Source organism: Streptomyces sp. CB02056, from assembly GCF_001905545.1.
Classification (GTDB): domain Bacteria; phylum Actinomycetota; class Actinomycetes; order Streptomycetales; family Streptomycetaceae; genus Kitasatospora.
This window is the reverse complement of record NZ_LIPD01000010.1, coordinates 38367-57659: the sequence shown is the minus strand read 5'-3', so window position 1 is coordinate 57659 and position 19293 is coordinate 38367. Positions and strand designations below refer to the sequence as shown.

Annotated in this window: 15 protein-coding genes and 1 riboswitch; of the genes, 7 read left to right on the top strand and 8 right to left on the bottom strand. The window is 74.7% G+C overall.

Annotation, left to right across the window (positions count from 1 at the left end; all coding sequences use genetic code 11):
* Positions 1 to 58 precede the first annotated feature (58 nt).
* Positions 59 to 811: a FadR/GntR family transcriptional regulator gene (locus tag AMK13_RS27180; RefSeq protein ID WP_241853053.1), complete on the bottom strand. Its 753-nt coding sequence runs from the start codon at positions 809 to 811 to the stop codon at positions 59 to 61.
* A 324-nt stretch (positions 812 to 1135) separates the two neighbouring features.
* On the opposite strand from AMK13_RS27180, the gene AMK13_RS27175 reads away from it, so the two are divergent.
* Together AMK13_RS27175 and AMK13_RS27170 are read left to right on the top strand one after the other, a co-directional pair.
* Entirely contained in the window at positions 1136 to 2674 is a 1539-nt protein-coding gene (locus tag AMK13_RS27175; protein ID WP_074004483.1) for an APC family permease, read from the top strand.
* 68 nt (positions 2675 to 2742) lie between these two features.
* The gene (locus AMK13_RS27170) at positions 2743 to 3882 is read left to right on the top strand and encodes a CaiB/BaiF CoA transferase family protein (RefSeq protein ID WP_241853062.1); all 1140 of its coding nucleotides are present in this window, start codon (positions 2743 to 2745) and stop codon (positions 3880 to 3882) included.
* A gap of 224 nt (positions 3883 to 4106) precedes the next feature.
* Here AMK13_RS27170 and AMK13_RS27165 read toward each other — a convergent pair whose 3' ends face one another.
* From AMK13_RS27165 to AMK13_RS27145, 5 genes are all read right to left on the bottom strand, one after another.
* Entirely contained in the window at positions 4107 to 5159 is a 1053-nt protein-coding gene (locus AMK13_RS27165) for a hypothetical protein (RefSeq protein WP_074004482.1), read from the bottom strand.
* A gap of 211 nt (positions 5160 to 5370) precedes the next feature.
* Entirely contained in the window at positions 5371 to 6975 is a 1605-nt protein-coding gene (locus AMK13_RS27160) for an alpha-amylase family glycosyl hydrolase (RefSeq protein WP_074004481.1), read from the bottom strand.
* Between the two features lie 213 nt (positions 6976 to 7188).
* Positions 7189 to 7866 (bottom strand): bifunctional 4-hydroxy-2-oxoglutarate aldolase/2-dehydro-3-deoxy-phosphogluconate aldolase, encoded by a 678-nt coding sequence (locus AMK13_RS27155; protein ID WP_074004480.1) that lies wholly within the window; start codon positions 7864 to 7866, stop codon positions 7189 to 7191.
* On the bottom strand, positions 7863 to 9536 hold the full coding sequence (locus tag AMK13_RS27150; RefSeq protein WP_074004479.1) for an N-acyl-D-amino-acid deacylase family protein: 1674 nt from the start codon (positions 9534 to 9536) through the stop codon (positions 7863 to 7865). Before AMK13_RS27150 ends, AMK13_RS27155 begins: the two co-directional genes overlap by 4 nt.
* Positions 9536 to 10837: an alanine racemase gene (locus AMK13_RS27145; RefSeq protein WP_241853052.1), complete on the bottom strand. Its 1302-nt coding sequence runs from the start codon at positions 10835 to 10837 to the stop codon at positions 9536 to 9538. Before AMK13_RS27145 ends, AMK13_RS27150 begins: the two co-directional genes overlap by 1 nt.
* A gap of 242 nt (positions 10838 to 11079) precedes the next feature.
* On the opposite strand from AMK13_RS27145, the gene AMK13_RS27140 reads away from it, so the two are divergent.
* The 4 genes from AMK13_RS27140 (at position 11080) to AMK13_RS27125 (ending at position 14327) form a co-directional block, all read left to right on the top strand.
* Complete coding sequence (locus tag AMK13_RS27140) at positions 11080 to 12219, top strand: sugar kinase (RefSeq protein ID WP_079272507.1); 1140 nt, start codon at positions 11080 to 11082, stop codon at positions 12217 to 12219.
* 31 nt (positions 12220 to 12250) lie between these two features.
* Positions 12251 to 13000: an IclR family transcriptional regulator gene (locus AMK13_RS27135; RefSeq protein ID WP_049652384.1), complete on the top strand. Its 750-nt coding sequence runs from the start codon at positions 12251 to 12253 to the stop codon at positions 12998 to 13000.
* A gap of 28 nt (positions 13001 to 13028) precedes the next feature.
* Complete coding sequence (locus AMK13_RS27130; protein ID WP_049652385.1) at positions 13029 to 13457, top strand: RidA family protein; 429 nt, start codon at positions 13029 to 13031, stop codon at positions 13455 to 13457.
* Positions 13458 to 13607: 150 nt separating this feature from the next.
* Positions 13608 to 14327: a DUF2470 domain-containing protein gene (locus AMK13_RS27125; RefSeq protein ID WP_074004478.1), complete on the top strand. Its 720-nt coding sequence runs from the start codon at positions 13608 to 13610 to the stop codon at positions 14325 to 14327.
* A gap of 57 nt (positions 14328 to 14384) precedes the next feature.
* Here AMK13_RS27125 and AMK13_RS27120 read toward each other — a convergent pair whose 3' ends face one another.
* A complete protein-coding gene (locus AMK13_RS27120) occupies positions 14385 to 15935 on the bottom strand; it encodes an APC family permease (protein ID WP_079272506.1) in 1551 nt (516 codons plus the stop codon).
* Positions 15936 to 16273: 338 nt separating this feature from the next.
* Entirely contained in the window at positions 16274 to 17254 is a 981-nt protein-coding gene (locus AMK13_RS46060) for a LysM peptidoglycan-binding domain-containing M23 family metallopeptidase (RefSeq protein WP_074004477.1), read from the bottom strand.
* A gap of 2 nt (positions 17255 to 17256) precedes the next feature.
* Positions 17257 to 17394: riboswitch (cyclic di-AMP (ydaO/yuaA leader) on the bottom strand.
* 414 nt (positions 17395 to 17808) lie between these two features.
* Between AMK13_RS46060 and AMK13_RS27110 the strand changes: the two genes are divergently transcribed.
* The gene (locus AMK13_RS27110; RefSeq protein ID WP_074004650.1) at positions 17809 to 19290 is read left to right on the top strand and encodes an MFS transporter; all 1482 of its coding nucleotides are present in this window, start codon (positions 17809 to 17811) and stop codon (positions 19288 to 19290) included.
* Positions 19291 to 19293 lie beyond the last annotated feature (3 nt).

Below are 19293 nucleotides of genomic sequence, written 5' to 3'. Positions count from 1 at the left end.
GACTTCCGGCGAGGGGCGGCTCCGGGAACAACGGGTTCCGGGAGCAACCGGCGCCGGCTCAGCCGTCGTCCGCCAACTCCAGGTGCCGCCGGACCAGATGGTGGACGCAGGCCACCGCGTGCGCCTCCGCCGCGGCCCGGGCGCCGACCGCGTCGCCGGCCAGCACCGCGACCAGGATCTCCCGGTGCTGCTCGGCGAAGCGCTCCTGGTCCGGCCCGTGCGGGGCGGGCAGCCAGAGCAGCGGCCCGAGTTCGGCCTGGAGCCGGACGGCGAGCTGGGTGAGCCGCACCGACTGGGCGGCGACGGCGAGTTCGATGTGGAAGCGGGCGTCGGCGCGGCACCGCTCGGCGGGCCCGGCGGCGTCGCGCAGGTCGTGCACCAGCCGGGTGAGCCTGGGGCCGAGGTCGGCCGGGGCGCGTTCGGCGGCGAGCCGGGCGGCGGTGCCGAAGACGGCCAGCTCCTCGTCGCCGAGGTCGCGCAGGTCGACGGTGGCGAGGTCGCGCAGCCGGGCGAGCTGGAGGTGTTGGGAGCCCTCGGCGGGGGTGCGGACGAAGCTGCCGCCGTTGCGGCCGCGCCGGGTCTCGATCAGCCCGGCCTCGCGGAGCAGGGCGAGGGCCTCGCGGACGGTGCCGTTGGCGACGCCGAGCTGGTCGGCGAGGTCGTTCTCGCTGGGCAGTTGGTCCCCGTCCGCGACCAGCCCGAGGGCGATCGCCTCGGTGATCCGGCGGGCCACCGCGTCGGCGCGCCCGAGGTCGGCGAGCGGCGCGAGGACGGCGCTGAGCAGCGGGGTCGCACTGCCGATGGTCGTCACACCGCCCCCTCCTCGATCACCGTCGCCGGGTCGCCCGCCGCCGGATCACCCGCCGCCGTCTGAGCGTCTCCGAACCGCCGACTCCGAACCGCCGTCTCCGGATCACCGTCCGACCGGATGTTTCCCGCAGGGTACCTCCCGGTCGAGCGCGCACCCTTGCCGCTAGAAACTCAATCTCGTATGTTCTCCCGCAGCCTCGGCCCGAACAGCACCCCGCAGCACTCCCCCACGCATCACGACGACGCGTCACGACGACGCATCACGACGACGCATCACGACGACGCGTCCTGACGACGCATCACGACACGTTCCCAGGAGCAGGTCATGACCGATGCCAGTGCCCGTGCCACCGCCCACTCCCCCGACCCGGACGCCGAACGGCTGGCCGCCCTCGGCTACACCTCCGAGTTCAAGCGCGACATGAGCCTCTGGGCGAACTTCTCGCTCGGCTTCACCTATCTCTCCCCCGTGGTCGGCGTGTACACACTCTTCGCCACCTCGCTCCAGACCGCCGGGCCGCCGATGGTCTGGAGCTTCCTGATCGCGGGCCTCGGCCAGCTGCTGGTGGCCCTGGTGTTCAGCGAGGTGGTCGCCCAGTTCCCGGTGGCCGGCGGGGTGTACCCGTGGGCGCGCCGGCTCTGGGGCCGCACCTGGGGCTGGTTGACCGGCTGGGTCTACCTGCTGGCGCTGATGTCCACCATCGCGGCCGTCTCCTACGGCGCCGGTCCGTACGTGGCCGCCCTCCTGGGCGTCGAGCCGAGCACCGCGACGACCGTCTGGTGCGCGCTCGGCCTGCTGGCGCTCGCCACCGTGATCAACCTCGGCGGCACCCGAGTCCTGTCGGCGGCGGCCATGTTCGGCTTCGCCGCCGAGCTGCTCGGCGCCCTGGCCGTCGGCGCCTGGCTGCTGCTGACGCACCGCTACCACGGCCTCGGCGTGGTCTTCGACCGCTTCGGCGCGGGCGGCGACGGGAACTACGCCGACGCCTTCCTGGCCGCCGGGTTGATCGCGGTCTTCCTGTTCTTCGGCTTCGAGGCCTGCGGCGACGTCGCCGAGGAGGTGGCCGACCCGGGTCGCCAGATCCCCAAGTCGATGCGGCGCACCATCTACGTCGGCGGCGCGGCGGCGATCGGGGTCAGCCTGGCCCTGGTGATGTCGATCCAGGACATCGGCGCGGTGGCATCCGGCGACGACAAGGACCCGGTGGCCAAGGTGCTGCACGACGCCTTCGGCGCGGCCGGCGCCCGGGTGGTGATCGGCGTGGTGCTGATCTCCTTCCTGTCCTGCGTGCTGAGCCTCCAGGCGGCGGCGAGCCGGCTCGCGTACTCCTTCGCCCGGGACCGGATGATCGCGGGCAGCCGGCTGCTGGCCACCGTCTCGGGCCGGCTGCGGGTGCCGCCGTACGCGCTGCTGCTCGCCGCGGCGCTGCCCGGCGTGATCATCGTGGGCGCCTCGGCGCTCTCCGAGGGCGCCCTCACGAAGATCATCTCCTTCTCCAGCATCGGCATCTACCTGGCTTTCCAGATGGTGGTGCTGGCCGCCCTGCGGGCCCGGCTGCGCGGCTGGCGCCCGAGCGGGGACTTCCGGCTCGGCCGCTGGGGCCTGGCGGTGAACATCGGCGCGCTGGTCTACGGCGTCGCCGCGATCGTCAACATCTGCTGGGGCCGCACCCCGGACGCCGCCTGGTACGACAACTACCTGGTGCTGCTCTCGGCGGTGGTCGTGCTCGCGGCCGGCGGCCTCTACCTCCTGCTGGCCCGCCCGCACCTGCGCGGCGACGCCCCCTCGGGCGACGCGACGGCCGGTGGCCCGGCGACCGGCGGCGCGACGGCCGCGGCCGGGGCGGCCAGGGGGCGGTCGTGACCGGGCTCCCGCTGGACGGCGTCCTGGTCGCCGACTTCGGCCGGGTCCTCGCCGCGCCCTACCTGACCATGCTGCTGGCCGACCTCGGCGCCGACGTGATCAAGGTCGAGCAGCCCGGCACCGGCGACGACACCCGCGCCTGGGGCCCGCCGCACGCCCAGGGCGAGGCCACCTACTTCCTCTCCGTCAACCGCAACAAGCGCTCCCTCACCCTCGACCTGCGCGACCCGGCCGACCACGCCCGCGCCGTCGAACTCGTCCGCCGCGCCGACGTACTGGTGGAGAACTTCCGCCCCGGCACGATGGCCCGCCACGGCCTCGGCCCGGACCGCGCCGAGGAGCTCAACCCGCGGCTGGTCTACTGCTCGATCACCGGCTTCGGCTCCGGCGAGGGCGCTGGACTGCCCGGCTACGACCTGCTGGTGCAGGCCGTCGGCGGCCTGATGTCCGTCACCGGCCCGGCCCCCGGCGAGCCGGTGAAGACCGGCGTCGCACTGGTGGACGTCCTGACCGGACTGCACGCGGCGGTCGGCGTGCTGGCCGCGCTGCGCGAGCGCGAGGCCACCGGCCGGGGCCAGCTGGTGGAGCTGAACCTGCTCTCCACCCTGCTCTCCGGCCTGGTCAACCAGTCCGCCGGCTACACCCTGGCCGGCGCCGTGCCCGGCATCCTCGGCAACCGCCACCCCTCCATCGCCCCGTACGAGGTGTTCGCCTCCGCCGACCGCCCGCTGGTCGTCGCGGTCGGCAACGACCGGCAGTTCGCCGCGCTCTGCCGGGGCGTGGGCGCCCCCGAGCTGGCCGCCGACCCGCGCTTCGCCACCAACGCCGACCGGGTCGCGCACGTGGGCGCGCTGGCCCGCGAGCTCACCGCCCGGCTCGAACGCCGCACCGCCGCCGAGTGGTTCGCGGTCCTCACCCCGCTCGGCGTGCCCTGCGGACCGGTCAACGACCTGGCCGGGGCCTTCGCCCTCGCCGACTCGCTCGGCCTGCACCCGCGGGCGCCGCTGCCCGGCCCGAACGGCCGCCCGCTGGAGCTGGTCGCCAACCCGATCGGCCTCTCCCGCACCCCGCCCCGCTACCACCTGCCCCCGCCCCGGCTCGGCGAGCACACCGCCGAGCTCACCGCCTGGCTGGACGCCCCGCACGACCAGGACGCCCCGACCTACCCGACCGACCCGTACGACAAGGACCCCGAGGACCGCCCATGAGCACCCCGCACCGCACCCGCACGCCAGGGTGACCCCGACGGGCACCGGCGAGATCCACACCCTGGTGGTCGGCCAGGCCCTCATCGGGCAGGCGGCGTACCGCCAGGCACGTACGGGGGGACGCCGAGGCCCGCGTCCGGCTTGTCCAGGGCCGGGCGCGGGCCGCCGATCCCCACCCGGTGCCGATGCCCGCGGCACCCGGTGAAGCCTTCCGAGGGGCGTGGTCAGACCGCGACCGCCTCCTCCATCTCCTCCTCGGCCTCCGCCGGCGTCTCCACCGGACGGCGCCCGCGGCCCTCGTACATCGCCGCGGCCACCAGCGCCGCCCCGCCGAGCAGCAGCCAGACCAGCAGGGTCACGACGTGCCCGCCGAGGCCCGCGCCGCCGTCGAAGTACATGATGCTGCGCGCGCCCTCCAGGAAGCCGGCGCCGGTCCAGAAGCCGTGCAGGCCGCCGAAGAACCCGTTCTGCAGCTCGGGCCGGTAGATGCCGCCGGAGGAGGTGAAGTTCAGCATCACGAACAGCACCATCAGGGCCAGCGTGGTCCACTTCTTCAGGAAGCTGTGCAGGCCGATGCCGATCAGCACGATGCCCGCCGAGTAGAGCCAGCCCAGCGCCCAGATCGCCGCGTAGTCGTGGTCGACCACGTGGAAGACCGGCCCGGCGGTGACGATGCCGATCACGCTGACCGCCAGCGAGACCGCCACCCCGACCAGCGCCCGGACCGCCATGCTCAGCCCCGCGCCGGCGGCGCCGATCACCGCGACGCTGGCGTAGGAGCCGATGCTCAGTGCGACCAGCAGGAAGAACAGGCCCTGTCCGGTCGGGTCGCCCGCGGCCGGGGTGGTCAGGTCGGTGACGTGCAGCGGCACGCCCTGCCGGTCGGTGACGTTGGTGAACACCGCCGTGGCGGCCACCACCGAGGTGTCCGAGTTCCCCTTGGCGACGATCAGCTCGGGGCTCTTGGCGTCCGGCACGAAGGCGCCCACCAGGTCCCGGTCGCGCAGCTGCTGCTCGGCGGCGGCCCGGTCGTCCACGGTGCGGACGTCGAGCGCGTTCCCGGCCTTGCCCTGGATGGCCTGCGCCAGGCCCTGCGCCTGCGGCGTGGTGCCGACCACCGCCACCTTGAGGTGGTGGGGCTCGGGCTGGTGGAAGGCGCCCTGGTAGGCGAGCGCCATGCCCAGGCACATCAGCAGCGGGGTGATCAGGTGGACGGCCAGGTGCTTGAGCGAGTGCCCCAGGGTGGGCGCTGCGGCGGGGTTCCGGGGTGTGCTCATGGCGTTCGTACCGTCCTCCGGTGGCGTGTCTGTCAGCTTGATCATGAAGGTGGCAAATGCAACCAATGAGGGTGGTAAATGCAACCATCTATCGATGTAGCTTACAACTATCCGACACCGATCGGAAGCCGGGCCCCGAACAGGACCCGGCTCCCCGCCGCACTCGGCCCGGCTACCGCAGCCGCATTCGGCCCGACCGCCCCGCCCGCGCTCAGCCCAGCTCGAACACCCCGTACGAGAACCCGTCCGCCCGCAGCTCCCCGTCCGCCACCCGCACGCCCTGCACCTCCAGCGGCCGGACGCCCGGCGCCGACGGGACGCCCTCCGGCAGGCCCGGCAGCCGGACGGACGCCGGCTCCCGGCGCGGATTGACCGCCACCAGGTACCGCCCGGCCCGGGTGTACACCAGCGGGTAGCCGGTGTGCCGGACCTCCACCCCGCCGGCCGCGCCCAGCCCCGGGTGCGCCCGGCGCAGCGCGATCAGCCGCCGGACGGTGTGCAGCAGCGAGGTCGGGTCGGCACGCTGGGAGAGCACGTCCGGGCGGTGCGGGTCCGGGTCCACCGGCAGGTACAGCCGCTCGGGCGGGGCGCTGGAGAAGCCGGCGGTGGGGCCGGGCATCCACTGCATCGGGGTGCGCGAGCCGGCCCGGTTGAACCGCGGCCCGAGGACGCTGCCCTCGGTGTCGGGCAGGCCCGGCAGGTAGCGCATGCCGATCTCGTCGCCGTAGTAGACCGCCGGGAGGGTGGGCCAGGTGAGCAGGAAGGCGAAGGCGGGGGCGAGCTGCTCCGCGGTGCGCGGGCCGGTGGCCAGCCGGGAGAAGTCGTGGTTGGCGGTGGGCAGCACGATCTGCCCGCCGCCCTCGGTGAGTTCGGCGGCGGAGCGCCAGGCGTCCAGGAAGGACTGCGGGGTGCCCCGGCCCTCGGCCTCGAAGTAGCAGGCCTCCTGGTGCCAGAACTCCTCGACCGTCCCGCCGTTGTTGTTCCAGAGCGAGCGCAGCGGCAGGCCGTGGTCCGCGCCGCCGAAGTGCAGGAAGAAGTCGGCGTGGAAGCCGGCCGTGACGGCGGCGGCCGGGTCTCCCCACTCGGCGAGCAGGACGGCCTCGGGGTGGGCGCGGTCCAGCCAGTCGCGCAGCTCGGTCCAGAGCTTGGCGGTCTCCACCTTGCCGGGGTCGTCCTTGACCAGCGAGTAGGCCATGTCCACCCGGAAGCCGGACACCCCGAGGCCGAGCCAGTGCGCCATGATCGCGCGCAGCGCCGCCCGGTTGGCGCGCGGGCCGTCCGCGTCCACCGACTGCCGCCAGGGTTCCTCGGAACTGCCGCGTGCGTAGCCGAAGTTGAGCGCGGGCTGACAGTCGAAGAAGTTCGGCAGGTACCAGCCGGGGCGGCTGCCGGGCGAGGCGACGAAGCCGTCCACCGGGCGGTCGGACCAGATGTACCGGTGGTCGGACGGGTCCTCGGCGGAGGCCAGGAACCAGGGGTGGCGGTCGGAGGTGTGCCCGGCCACCAGGTCCAGCAGGACCCGGATGCCCTTGCCGCGGGCGGCCTCCACCAGGGCGGCCAGGTCCTCGGTGCTGCCGTAGCGCGGGGCCGGGGTGAGGTAGTCGGCGACGTCGTACCCGGCGTCGCGGAACGGCGAGGCGAAGCAGGGGTTGAGCCAGACGGTGTCGACGCCGAGCCAGGCGAGGTGGTCCAGGTGCTCGGCGATGCCGGCGAAGTCGCCGATGCCGTCGCCGTCGGAGTCGGCGAAGCTCTGGGGGTAGATCTGGTACAGCACGGCGTCGGCGAGCCAGTCGGGGCCGGGGCGGGTCGAGGTCATGGGCGGTTCCTCCTGCCGGGTCCGGGGCCCGGGGCTGGCCGGGCGGGGAGGGGCTGGGCCGGGACGGGCTCGGCCGGGGCCGAGCCGGGTGCCCCCGATTCTCGTCCAATCCCGGCCGTCCCGACAGCCCGCCTCGCCCCGCCGCAGACGCCGATGCCCCGCCGCGAACACCGACGGCCCGACTGCGCCCCCACCGCAGATGTCGACGGCCCGCTACGCCCCCGCCGCCCCGGCGCAGGCCGCCGTGAACGCCCGGGCCCGCCGGGTGATCTCCGCCCAGTCCCCCGCCGCGACCACGTCCGGCGGCACCACGTCCGTCCCCGCGCAGACCGCGAGCGCGCCGTGCGCCAGGAACGCGGCGGCGTTGCCCGCGTTCACCCCGCCGGAGGCCACCAGCGGCACGTCGGGGTACGGGCCGCGCAGGTCCTTGAAGTAGCCGGGGCCGAACGCCCGGGCCGGGAAGATCTTGACGGCGGCGGCCCCGAGGTCCACCGCGTGCGCCACCTCGGTCGGGGTGAGCGCCCCGAGCACCACCGGCACCCCGGCGGTGGCCGCCGCCTCGGCGACCTCGGGGCGGCAGCCGGGGGTGACCAGGAAGGACGCCCCCGCCTCGACCCCGCGCCGAGCCTGCTCGGCGGTCAGCACCGTTCCGACGCCGACCCGCCAGCCGGCCTTCGAGGCCCGGAACAGATGGTCCGTCACATCCGGTGTGGTGTAGGTGAATTCGGTCAGGTTGACGCCGCCCTCGGCGAGGGCGGCGCAGAGCGCGGCGGCGTCCGGGATCCGGGGTGCGCGGACCACCGCGATCACCGGTTCGTCGCGCAGGACGGAAAGCCCGGTCGGAACGGAGGGGTCGGAGGTGGGGTCGGTCGGGGCGGACGGCTCGGTCATATGGCCAGGGTTCCTCGGTCGGTTCGGCGCAGGGCACGCCCGGGTCGGGCGCCGGTGGTGCGGCCCTCCCGGACGACGGCGCTGCCGTTGACGTACACGTACTCGATGCCCTCGGCGGGCAGCCGGGGGTCCTCGAAGGTGGCGGCGTCCCGGACCTTCCCGGGGTCGAGGAGCACCAGGTCGGCGTGGTGGCCGGGGGCGATCCGGCCCCGCCGGTCCAGTCCCAGCCGGGCGGCGGGGCGGCCGGTCATCCGGGCGATCGTCTCCTCCAGCGTGAGAACTCCCAACTCCCGGCTGTAGTGGCCGAGGTAGCGCGGGAAGGTGCCCCAGGCGCGCGGGTGCGGCCGGGCGCCGACCAGCAGTCCGTCGCTGCCGACGGTGTGCGCGCGGTGGCGCATGATCGCCCGGACGTTCTCCTCGTGCCCGACGTGCTGGAGGATGGTGGTGGCCAGCCCGTCCCGGCGCAGCAGGTCCAGGAAGACCTCGGTGCCGGTCCGCCGCTCCTCGACGGCCAGTTCGGCGACGGTGCGGCCGACCGTCCCGGCGAGCGGGGCCGAGCCGACGCCGGAGATCTGGATCGTCGCCCAGTCGGTGACCACTCCGTGGCAGCCGTCGCTGCCCTTCTCCTCCACCTCGTACCGGATCCTCGCGCACTGCGCGGGGTCGTCGAGCCGCGCCAGCGTCGCGGCCGGGCCGCCCTCGGTGGCCCAACTCGGCAGCAGGGCGGCCAGGGTGGTGGAGCCGGGCAGGTAGGGGTAGCTGTCCAGGGTGAGGTCCACGCCGTCGGCGAGCGCCCGGTCGAGGAGCTCCAGCAGCTCGCCGGCCCGGCCCCGGTTGACCCCGAAGTTCATCGTGGCGTGGGTCAGGTGCAGCGCGCAGCCGCTCCGCCGGGCGATCTCCACCATCTCCGCGTAGCCCTCCAACGCCCCTTCGCCGTAAGAGCGTTGGTGCGGGGCGTGGAAGCCGCCGTAGGCCGCGACGACGGTGCACAGCTCGACCAGCTCGGCGGTGTCCGCGTACATCCCGGGGGTGTAGCTGAGGCCGCTGGACATGCCGACCGCGCCGTCCAGCAGGCTCTTCGCCAGCACCTGCCGCATCCGGTCGAGTTCGCCGGGGGTGGGCGGACGGTTGGCCCAGCCCATGACGAGCATCCGCAGCGTGCCGTGCGGGACGAGGTAGCAGGCGTTGACGGCGACGCCGCTGCGGTCGATCCGGTCGAGGTAGCCGGCGACGTCCCGCCAGTCCCAGTCGAAGCCGTCCGGATCGCCGTTCCAGCCCGCGAGTTGGCGGCGCAGCGCGGGCAGCGTGGCATCGTCGACCGGGGCGTAGGACAGGCCGTCCTGGCCGAGGACCTCGCAGGTGACGCCCTGGGTGACCTTGGCCGGGTGCTCGGGTTCGCGCAGCAGGGCGAGGTCGGAGTGGGCGTGCATGTCGATGAAGCCGGGGGCCAGTACCAGCCCGTCGGCGTCCACCACCTCGGCCGTGCCGGGGCCCTTGCCGATCCCGCCGGTCCCGCCGCCCTCACCGGACTCGCCGGTCCTGGCGATCTCGACGATCAGGCCGTCGGCGATCCGGACGTCCGCCCGGTAGCGCTCCGCGCCGGTGCCGTCCACCACGGTGGCGCCCCGGAAGACCGTCGCGCCCCCGCGGGCCGCTCTCTCCCCGGGCATCAGAAGAACGTCCTGACCAGGCCGGTGACCTTCGGCTCGGCCGCGTCCGCGGAGTCCAGCACCGGGATCGCCGTCCACTTGTCGAAGGCGGTGCAGGGGTGCGAGACGCCCAGCCGCAGCACGGCGCCGATCGGCGCGAGGTCGCCCGCGTCCCGCAGGAAGGCGTGCTGGTCGTTGAGTGCCGTGATCCGGGCCGCCGTTCCGGTCAACTCGGCGCCGCCGCGCACCCGTTGCGGCTCCGGCAGGCCCTCGTCGAAGGGCAGGTCGCGCTTGCCGGCGTCCAGCAGCGCGAGCTGCGGCTCGGGCCGGGAGACGACCCGGGCCCAGCCGTGCAGCGCGCCGCGGAACGGCGTCCGCCCGCCGTCCCGGGCCAGCGGCGAGATGCCCCGGTAGAAGCCGTCGTCGTGGGCGATGTACGCGCCCGAGCGCAGCACCGTGAACGACTCCGGCAGGTTCGCCAACTCCTCGACCACCAGGTCGAAGTAGGCGCTGCCGCCGGCCGAGACCACCGGCGGGGTGCCGTCCGGGTAGGCGCTCGCCAGCCGGCCGTGCAGCTCGCCGAGCTCCCGCAGGTAGCCGCGGACGGCGGCCAGTCCCTCGGTCGAGGCGTCGTGCGCGATCGCGCCCTCGTAGCCGCCGATGCCCGCCAGCCGCAGGGTGGGGGCGCGCAGCACCGCGGCGGCGACCTCGACGGCGGCGTCCGCACCGCGGGCGCCGGTCCGCCCGCCGGGGCCGCCGAGCTCGACCAGCACCTCGACCGGCCGTTCGGCCCCGGCGGCGCGCAGCGCCTCGTCCATCAGCCGCACGCTCTCGACGGAGTCGACCCAGGAGAGGAAGGCGAAGTCCGGGTCGGCGGCGAGTTCGTCGGCGAGCCAGGCCAGTCCGGCCGGGTCGAGCAGGGCGTTGGCGAGCAGGATGCGCTGGACCCCGAAGGCCCGGGCGATCCGCACCTGCGGCAGGTTGGCGAGGGTGATGCCGTGGCTTCCGGCGTCGAGCTGCGCCTGCCAGAGGGCGGGCGCCATGGTGGTCTTGCCGTGCGGGGCGAGCGCGACGCCCGCCTTGGCGCACCAGTCGGCCATGGTGCGGACGTTGTGGTCGAGGGCGGCGCCGTCGAGGGTGAGCAGCGGGGTGCCGAGCGAGGAGAGGGTGGGGCCGGTGGCGAGCCACTCCCGCGTGCTGCGGCCCCACGACTGCGGCGGAGCGGCTTTGAACCGCCAGTCGAGCGGTTCGTCGGCCAGGGCCGCCACCGCTCCCCGGGCGATCCCCGGCCCGGTACCGCTGCTTGCGAAGGTCTGCTCCACCGTGTTCCTCCATCCGCACAGGTTGCAACATGCGCAACGAGGGTTGCACATGCTGGCAACACGGTTCTAGCATCGGCGCCGGATCACGGTCAACGGACCGGGCTCCCGGTCGACGGGGTCGGCTCACGTGCGGTGCTCGCGGAGAACGCGGTGCTCACGGACGAACGCGGCGTTCACGCGCCACGGAGTCGGCCCGGTGGGCCCGCTCTCGACGGAACGGCCGCAGACGAGGAGCCCCGCACATGCCGCGACAGGACACCCAGGGCCCGACCCGCCCCGGCGCTCCCCCGACGGCCGTGTGCGTGGGCGAGTCGATGGCCGTCCTGCTGCCGGACCGCCCGGGCCCGCTCGAGTCGGTGGAGAACTTCCGGCTCTCGGTCGGCGGCGCGGAGTCCAACGTGGCGGGCGCGCTGGCCGCGCACGGCGTGCCGACCGCCTGGATCAGCCGGGTCGGCGACGACGGCTTCGGCCGCCGGCTGCTCGCCGAGGTCGCCGCCCGCGGCGTGGACGTCTCGGCGGTCACGGTCGACCCGCACCGCCCGACCGGGCTCTACCTGAAGGAGGTCGGCGGCACCACCGGCGACCGCCACGACCTCGGCCCCGGCCGCAGCCGGCTGCACTACCACCGGCGCGGCTCCGCGGCCGCCGCGCTCTCCCCCGGCCTGCTCGCCGACCCGGCCGCCGCCGCGCTGCTGGCCGGCGCCCGGCTGCTGCACCTGTCCGGCATCACCGCCGCGCTCTCCGACGACTGCCTGGCCCTGCTGCGCGCCCTGCTCGCCGACCGCCGTCCGGGCCGCCTGGTCAGCTTCGACCTCAACTGGCGCCCCTCGCTCTGGCTCGACCGCGACCCGGCCGTCCTGCCGCCGCTGCTGGACGCCGCCGACCTGCTGCTGCTCGGCGCCGACGAGGCCGAGGCCGCCTTCGGCACCGGCGACCCGGCCGAGCTCCGCCGCCGCTTCCCCGCCCCGGCCACCGTCGTGGTCAAGGACGCGGCCCGGCAGGTCACCGCCCTGGAGCAGGACGGTACGGCGGTCACCGAGCCGGCCCTCGCGGTCGAGGTGGTCGAGGCCACCGGCGCCGGCGACGCCTTCGCGGCCGGCTACCTGGCCGGCACCGTCCGGGGCCTGGACCAGCGGCGCCGGCTGCGGCTCGGCCACCTGAGCGCCGCCTGCGCGCTGACCGCCCCCGGCGACCAGGCCGAGCTGCCGGACGCCGCCGTGGTGGCCGCCCTGCTCGACGCCTCCCCCGCCCAGTGGGCCGGCACCCGGGTCACCCCGGAGGGCATCACCGGCCCGTCCCTGCCCGCCGGCGTCGCACGCCCGACCGACCGGACGCCGTGCGCCGACCGGTCGTCGTCCGCCGACCAGGCCCGGGCACAATGAGCGGGAACCCCAGCCCTCGAAGCGGAGCAGGATGAGTCAGACCGTCACCCGCGCCCTGCGCATCCTCGCCGAGCTCGGCGAGGGCGAGCGCTCCCTCGACCAGCTCGCCGAGGTGCTCGGCGTCCACAAGACGACCGTGCTCCGACTGCTGCAGAGCCTCGAAGAGGAACGGTTCGTCTATCGCGACGCGGCCTACCGCTACCACCTGGGCGCCGGCCTCTTCGCGCTCTCCGGCCTGGCCCTGGAGCAGCGCGGCGTGCGCCGGATCGCCGCCCCGCACCTGGCCGAGCTGAACGCCGCCACCGGCCAGACCGTGCACCTGGCCGCGTACGAGGGCGGCGAGGTGGTCTACATCGACAAGTTCGACTCCCGCCACCCGGTGCGGATGTACTCCCGGATCGGCCTGCGCGCCGCCCTGCACAGCGCCGCCGTCTCCAAGGTGCTGCTGGCCGACCTGCCGCTGCCGGAGCGGCGCCGGGTGGTGGCCGGGATCGACTTCGTCCGGCACACCGAACGCACCCTGACCTCCCCCGAGGCGCTGCTCGCCGAGCTGGAGAGGGTCGCCGCCCAGGGCTGGGCGCAGGACCACGCCGAGCACGAGTCCTTCATCAACTGCGTGGCCGCGCCCGTCCGGGACGCCAGCGGGCGAGTGGTCGCCGCCGCCTCGATCTCCGTCCCGGACGTCGTCCTGCCGTACGAGCAGGTGCTGGACCTGCTCCCGCAGCTGCTCGCCACCACCCGCGCCGTCTCGGCCGACTGCGGCCGCCCCGACCACAACTGACGAACCGTCACACAACGTAAGGAACCCGATGTCCGCCGAGCACCCCCAGACCTTCGAGAAGACCGAGATCCGCACCGACGGCGCCCCCGCCCCCGCCTGGATGTTCTCCCAGGGCGTCCGCAAGGGCCCGTTCCTCCAGGTCTCCGGCCAGGGCCCGCAGGACCCGGCCACCGGCGAGTACCTGCACCACGGCGACGTGAAGGCGCAGACCCGCCGCACCCTGGAGAACGTCAAGGCCATCGTCGAGGCCGGCGGCGCCACCATCGAGGACGTGGTGATGTTCCGCGTCTACCTCACCAAGCGCGCCGACTTCCCGCTGATGAACGAGGTCTACGCCGAGTTCATCGACGAGAACATCAAGCCCGGCGGCGTGAAGCCGTGCCGCACCACCGTCTTCGTCGAGCTGCCGCAGGAGCCGATGCTGGTCGAGATCGACGCCCAGGCCGTCATCGGCTGACCCGGCCCCGCCCGACGGAAGGGCCCGGACGCCACCCGCGCGTCCGGGCCCTTCCGCCTGCCCGGGCCCGCCTGCTCACCCCACCGCCTGCTTGCCACACCCCCAGCCGCACATTAGGTTAGGCTCACCTAACTAACTGGAGGTCCGTCCATGAGCCTGCCCACCGGCGACACCGAGGTCCCCGAGCCCAGCACCGCCGACCGGATCCACAGCCTGCTCAGCACGACCTCCTCGCTCACCGTCCGCGCCCTGGGCGAGCACCACCACCTGGACACCCAGGTCTCCGTGCACGGCTCCCGGCTGCGGCTGCGCGCCGCCCTGGACGACCCGCTGACCACGGCCGCCGTCGGCGCCGCCGAGGGCCTCGCCGTCGTCCTCGACGTCACCGACATCGCCCCCGTCGCCGTCCGCGACCGCGTCCGCGCCCGCCTCACCCTGGCCGGCCGACTGCGACCGGCCCACCTCACCGACGACGGCCTCGGCGTGCACCTGCGAGTGGACGTCGCCCACGCCGTCCTCGCCACCCCGTACGCCACCGGCGCGATCACCGGCGCCGACCTCGCCCTGGCCACCCCCGACCCGCTGGCCCGGTACGAGGCCATGCTGCTCACCCACCTCGCCGACGACCACGCCGAGGCGCTCGACGTCCTCACCCGGCTGCTCGACCCGGCCGTGCTCGCCCACGCCCCGGAGGTCCGCCCGCTCGCCCTGGACCGCCACGGCCTGGTGCTGCGCCTGGACCACTCGCACGGCCACCGCGACGTCCGCCTGGTCTTCCCCGAACCCGCCCGGGACACCGACGACTTCGGCCACCGGATGCACGAGCTGCTGGCCGCCGCCCAGTACGGCCTGCCGGTCCACCGGCGCTGAACCCGGGCCCGCCCGGCGCGAACGCCCGGGCCCGCCGGCCACCGCGGCCCGGCCCGGTCACCGCTCGACCGCGTCCTCCAGCACCACCCGCCCGATCCGCGCGTACAGCCCGGGCCGCCACCGGCGCACCGCGAGCGCCAGCCCGATCCCGCCCGCGAACACCCCGATCACCAGGTACGGGATCAGCCGGAACAGCAGCGTGTGCGCCGCCTCCCCCGCCGCGGCGTCCCGGTTGAGCACCAGCAGCACCACCACCCCGGCCATCGCCACCCCGCCCGCCAGCGGCGCGGCCAGCGTCCGGAACCAGTGCGCCGTCTCCGGGTGCCGTCCGCGCACGTGGAAGTACCCGACCACGGCGAAGGAGCAGAGCGTCTGCACGACCAGGATCGCCATCGTCCCGAGCAGCGCCAGCAGCGTGTACAGGTGCGCGTAGGGGTCCATGCCGGCCGCCAGGAACCCCGCCACCAGCCCCACCGCGATGACCGACTGCGTCACCGAGGCGACGTGCGGCGAGCCGTGCCGCGGATGGGTGCGGCCGAGCGCCGGGTGCAGCAGCCCCTCCCGCCCGATCGCGTACAGGTACCGGGCCGCGCACTGGTGGAAGGCCATCGCGCAGGCGAACGAGCCGGTGACGACCAGCCATTGGAAGACCTTCACCGCCCAGGCCCCCAGGTGCGCGGCGAGCTGGTCGAAGAACAGGCTGTTGCCGTCCTTGCCCGGCACCGCGCCGCCCGCCACCGCGACCGCCCGCTCGACCCCGTTGCCGGACACGATCATCCAGGACACGAAGACGTAGAGCAGCCCGACCCCGATCACGGAGATCAGCGTGGCCCGCGGCACCACCCGCTTCGGGTCGCGGGACTCCTCGCCGTACATCGCGGTGGACTCGAAGCCCACCCAGGACCAGAACGCGAAGAACAGTCCGAGCCCGGCCGCCGAGGTGCCCGAACTCCCCACCCCCTTCAGCGCGTTCAGCGGGTTCAGGGTCCCGGCCGCGAGCCCGTCCGGCCCGCCGCCGGAGAGCAGCACCGCCAGTGAGACCGCCGACAGGACGCCGATCTCCAGCACCAGCGCGACCCCGAGCACCCTGGCCGTCAGATGCAGGTCGAACCAGCCCATCACCCCGATCACCGCCGCCCCGAACAGCGCGTACCAGCCCCAGCCGACGTCCACCCCCAGCTGCGAACGGACCAGCCCGCGCAGCGAGTACGCGAAGAAGCCGAGGGCCGCGGCCTCGGTGACGACGTACGCGAGCACCGCGAGCAGCCCCGAGGCCATCCCCGCCACCCGCCCCAGCCCGTGCGAGACGTAGCCGTAGAACGCGCCGGCCGCGGTGATGTGCCGGGCCATCGCCACGTAGCCGACCGAGAACACCGTCAGCACCACGGTCGCCACGATGTACGCGGCGGGCGCGCCCGCGCCGTTGCCCTGACCGACGATGATCGGCAGGTTGCCGGTCATCGCGGTGATCGGGGCGGCGGTGGCGAGCGCCATGAACACCACGCCGACCAGGCCGACCGAGTCCGCCTTCAGCCGGTCGACCCCGCCCGCCCCGGGCCGCTCCCGCCCGGCCGTCTCCCCCGCCACGCCCCCGCTGCGGACCGCCATCCGGCCTCCTCGCCTCCCGGCCCCGCCCGACCGCCGGACCGGCCGGGCGCTGACCGTCCGCCAGCATGGCGCCCCGGAGGCGCCCGGAGATCCCGGCGACCGCCCTGCGGGACACCGGAGTTGACGCTTCGTTCGATCGCTCGAACACCCCGGGCGGCCCCGGGAACGAAAGCGGCCGGCCCGGCCGCACGAGGAGGTCCTCATGCGGCCGGGCCGGCCTGGGCGTGTCCCGCGCCCATGTCCGCCGTGCGGCGATCACCCGGTCGAGCGGTCACCCGACATGACCATCCCGGGCGATCGGTTCGCCCGCAGCGGCGGTGGTTCCTGGAATCTCTGGATCAGAGCGCGACGCCGTGCGCGCGCAGGTAGGCGACCGGGTTGATGTCCGAGCCGTACTCCGAGCCGTTGCGGATCTCGAAGTGCAGGTGCGGGCCGGTCACGTTGCCGGTGGCGCCGGAGAGGCCGATCTGCTGGCCGGCGGTGACGGTCTGACCGATCCTCACACCGATCGAGGAGAGGTGCGCGTACTCGGCGTAGTGGCCGTCGGCGAGCCTGATCTCGACCTCGTTGCCGTAGGCGCCGCCGTTGCCGGCCTTGACCACGACACCGTTGGCGACGGCGCGCAGCGGGGTGCCGGTGGAGGCGACGAAGTCCTGGCCGGTGTGGTGACCGGAAGCCCACATCGAGCCGGCCACGCCGTAGGCGGTGCCGAGCCGCGGGCCGGCCAGCGGGGCGACGAAGCCGGAGGTGGCGGCGGCGACCGGAGTGGCGGTCACGGCCTGGGCCGGAACGGCGACCTGGAGCTGGGTCTCGAGCTGCGCGGACGGCTTGGCGGCCTCGGTCTGCACCTGGACCTGGGCCTGCGGCTTGGCGGCCTGGGTCGCCGGAGCGGACGGCTTGGCGGGCTTGGCCGGAGCGGCGGGCTTCGCCGGGGCGGCGTCGGCGGCCGGCGCGGCGGCGTGGCCGGACAGCGCGAGCTGCTGGCCCGGGAAGATCAGGTTCGGGTTGGCGCCGACGACCGAGCGGTTCTGCTCGTACAGCGCGCGCCAGCCGCCCTCGACGTTCTTGGCGTCGGCGATCTTGGACAGGGTGTCACCGCTGACGACGCGGTAGCTCTCCTGCGTGGCCTGGGCGGCCGGAGCGGCGGCCTTCGCGGCCTGCTTGGCCTCGGTGGAGGCGGCGGCCGGAGCGGCCGGGGTGTGGGCCTGGGCGCTCATCGCGGTGACGAGCGGGAGGGCGAAGGACACACCGGTGACGGCGGTGGCGATGCCGATGCGGGCGGCGCGGGGCAGGGCGATACGACGAGCCTGTGCAGGCATGGAATTTTCCTCTCCGACGCCTGCGAGGTGAGCTGTCGGGTTCGGGCTGGAGTTGCCCGGCCGCTTGCGCGGCTTCACCCCAAGCCGGTCCTGGACGCCCGCGCCCTGAGGCGCGAACTCCGGTCCGGCGACTTACCTGTGGGTCCCCCGCTCCTGCCGTACAGAGTTCGTTTCGAACCACCGGGCAGCGGCAGGACTCGGCGTTCCACCCGGCGGATCCGTCCGGACTGGCCGGGCGGTCGCTGAACTAAAACCCATCCGTTCGGGTGAAGCAATGTCGATCTCTTGAAACGGCAACGATCCCCCCTGTCCCAGTGACCCTCCGCAGGCCCGGACCCACGGTGCGTACACAACCCATTCACCCCCCGCCACTGATCCACGACCCTGCGCCGAGATCGGCCACGCCGCGCACCCGTCCGCTCACGCACCGCCAGCCGCCAACACACCCACCGGTGACCCTTGTCACGTGCGCCTCGGCAGCGCAGGATTCGCCCGTGGCCACCTCCGAGGCCGGCACCCTGCGCCTGGGCACCGCGCAGGGTCGCTGGGTACTAATGGCGACGGTGCTCGGCTCCAGCATGGCGATGCTGGACGGCACCGTGGTGAACGTCGCGCTGCCCCGGATCGGCGCCGACCTCGGCGCCTCCCTCGCGTCCCTGCAATGGACCCTGAACGCCTATCTGCTCACCCTGGCGGGCCTGATCCTGCTCGGCGGCGCGCTCGGCGACCGCTACGGGCGGCGCAAGGTCTTCCTGATCGGCGTGGTCTGGTTCGCCGTCGCCTCCGCGGCCTGCGCCGCCGCGCCGAACATCCACGTGCTGATCGCCGCCCGCGCCGTCCAGGGCATCGGCGGGGCACTGCTCACCCCCGGCTCGCTCGCCATGCTCCAGGCCGTCTTCCACCCTGACGACCGCTCGGCGGCGGTCGGGCTCTGGTCCGGCCTCGGCGGGGTGTCGGCGGCGGTCGGCCCCTTCCTCGGCGGCTGGCTGGTGGACGGCCCCGGCTGGCGCTGGATCTTCCTGCTGAACCTGCCGCTCGCCGCCGCCGTGATCGCGGTCACCACCCGGTCGGTGCCGGAGAGCCGGGACGAGGGCGCCTCCGGCCGCTTCGACGTCCTCGGCGCCGTGCTCGCCGCCCTCGCCCTCGGCGCGATCACCTACGCGCTGACGGCGGCCGGCGAGGGCCTGTCCCCCGCCGTCTGGGTCAGCGGGGTGCTCGGAGTGGCGCTCGGCGTCGCCTTCGTGGCGGTCGAGCGCCGCGCGCCCGATCCGATGCTGCCGCTCGGACTGTTCTCCTCCCGGCTGTTCACCGCCGTGAACCTGGTCACCCTGTGCGTGTACGCGGCGTTCAGCGGCGTCTTCTTCCTGCTGGTGGTGCAGCTCCAGATCGTGTCCGGCTTCTCGCCGCTGCTCTCGGGCTTCGCGCTGGTGCCGATCACCGTGCTGATGCTGCTGCTGTCCGCGCGCGCCGGGCGCCTCGGCAAGCGGATCGGCCCGCGCATCCCGCTGACCGTCGGCCCCCTGCTGTGCGCCGCCGGGGTGCTGCTGATGCTGCGCGTCGGCCCGGACTCCTCCTACTGGGTGGACGTGCTGCCCTCCGTCACGGTGATGGGCTGCGGCATGACGCTGCTGGTCGCACCGCTGACGGCGACCGTGCTGGCCGCCGTCGAGGTCCGGCACGCGGGCATCGCCAGCGGGGTCAACAACGCCGCCGCCCGCGCGGCCGGCCTGCTCGCGGTCGCCGCCCTGCCGGCGCTGGCCGGGCTGAGCGGCGACGCCTACCGGGTGCCCTCCTCGGTCGACTCCGCCTTCCACACCGCGATGCTGATCTGCGCGGGCCTGCTGGCCGCCGGCGGGCTGATCGCCCTCGCGACCGTACGGGGCAACGTGCTCGCCGCCGACGACCAGCAGGTGGCCGAGCCGAACTGCGACTGGCCGTGCGGCACCACCACCCCGCCGCTGGACCCGGGCCACGTCCCCACGACGCGCGAGGGCCCCGCCACCGGTCCGGCGGCGGGGCCCTCGGCTCAGGGCTGACGA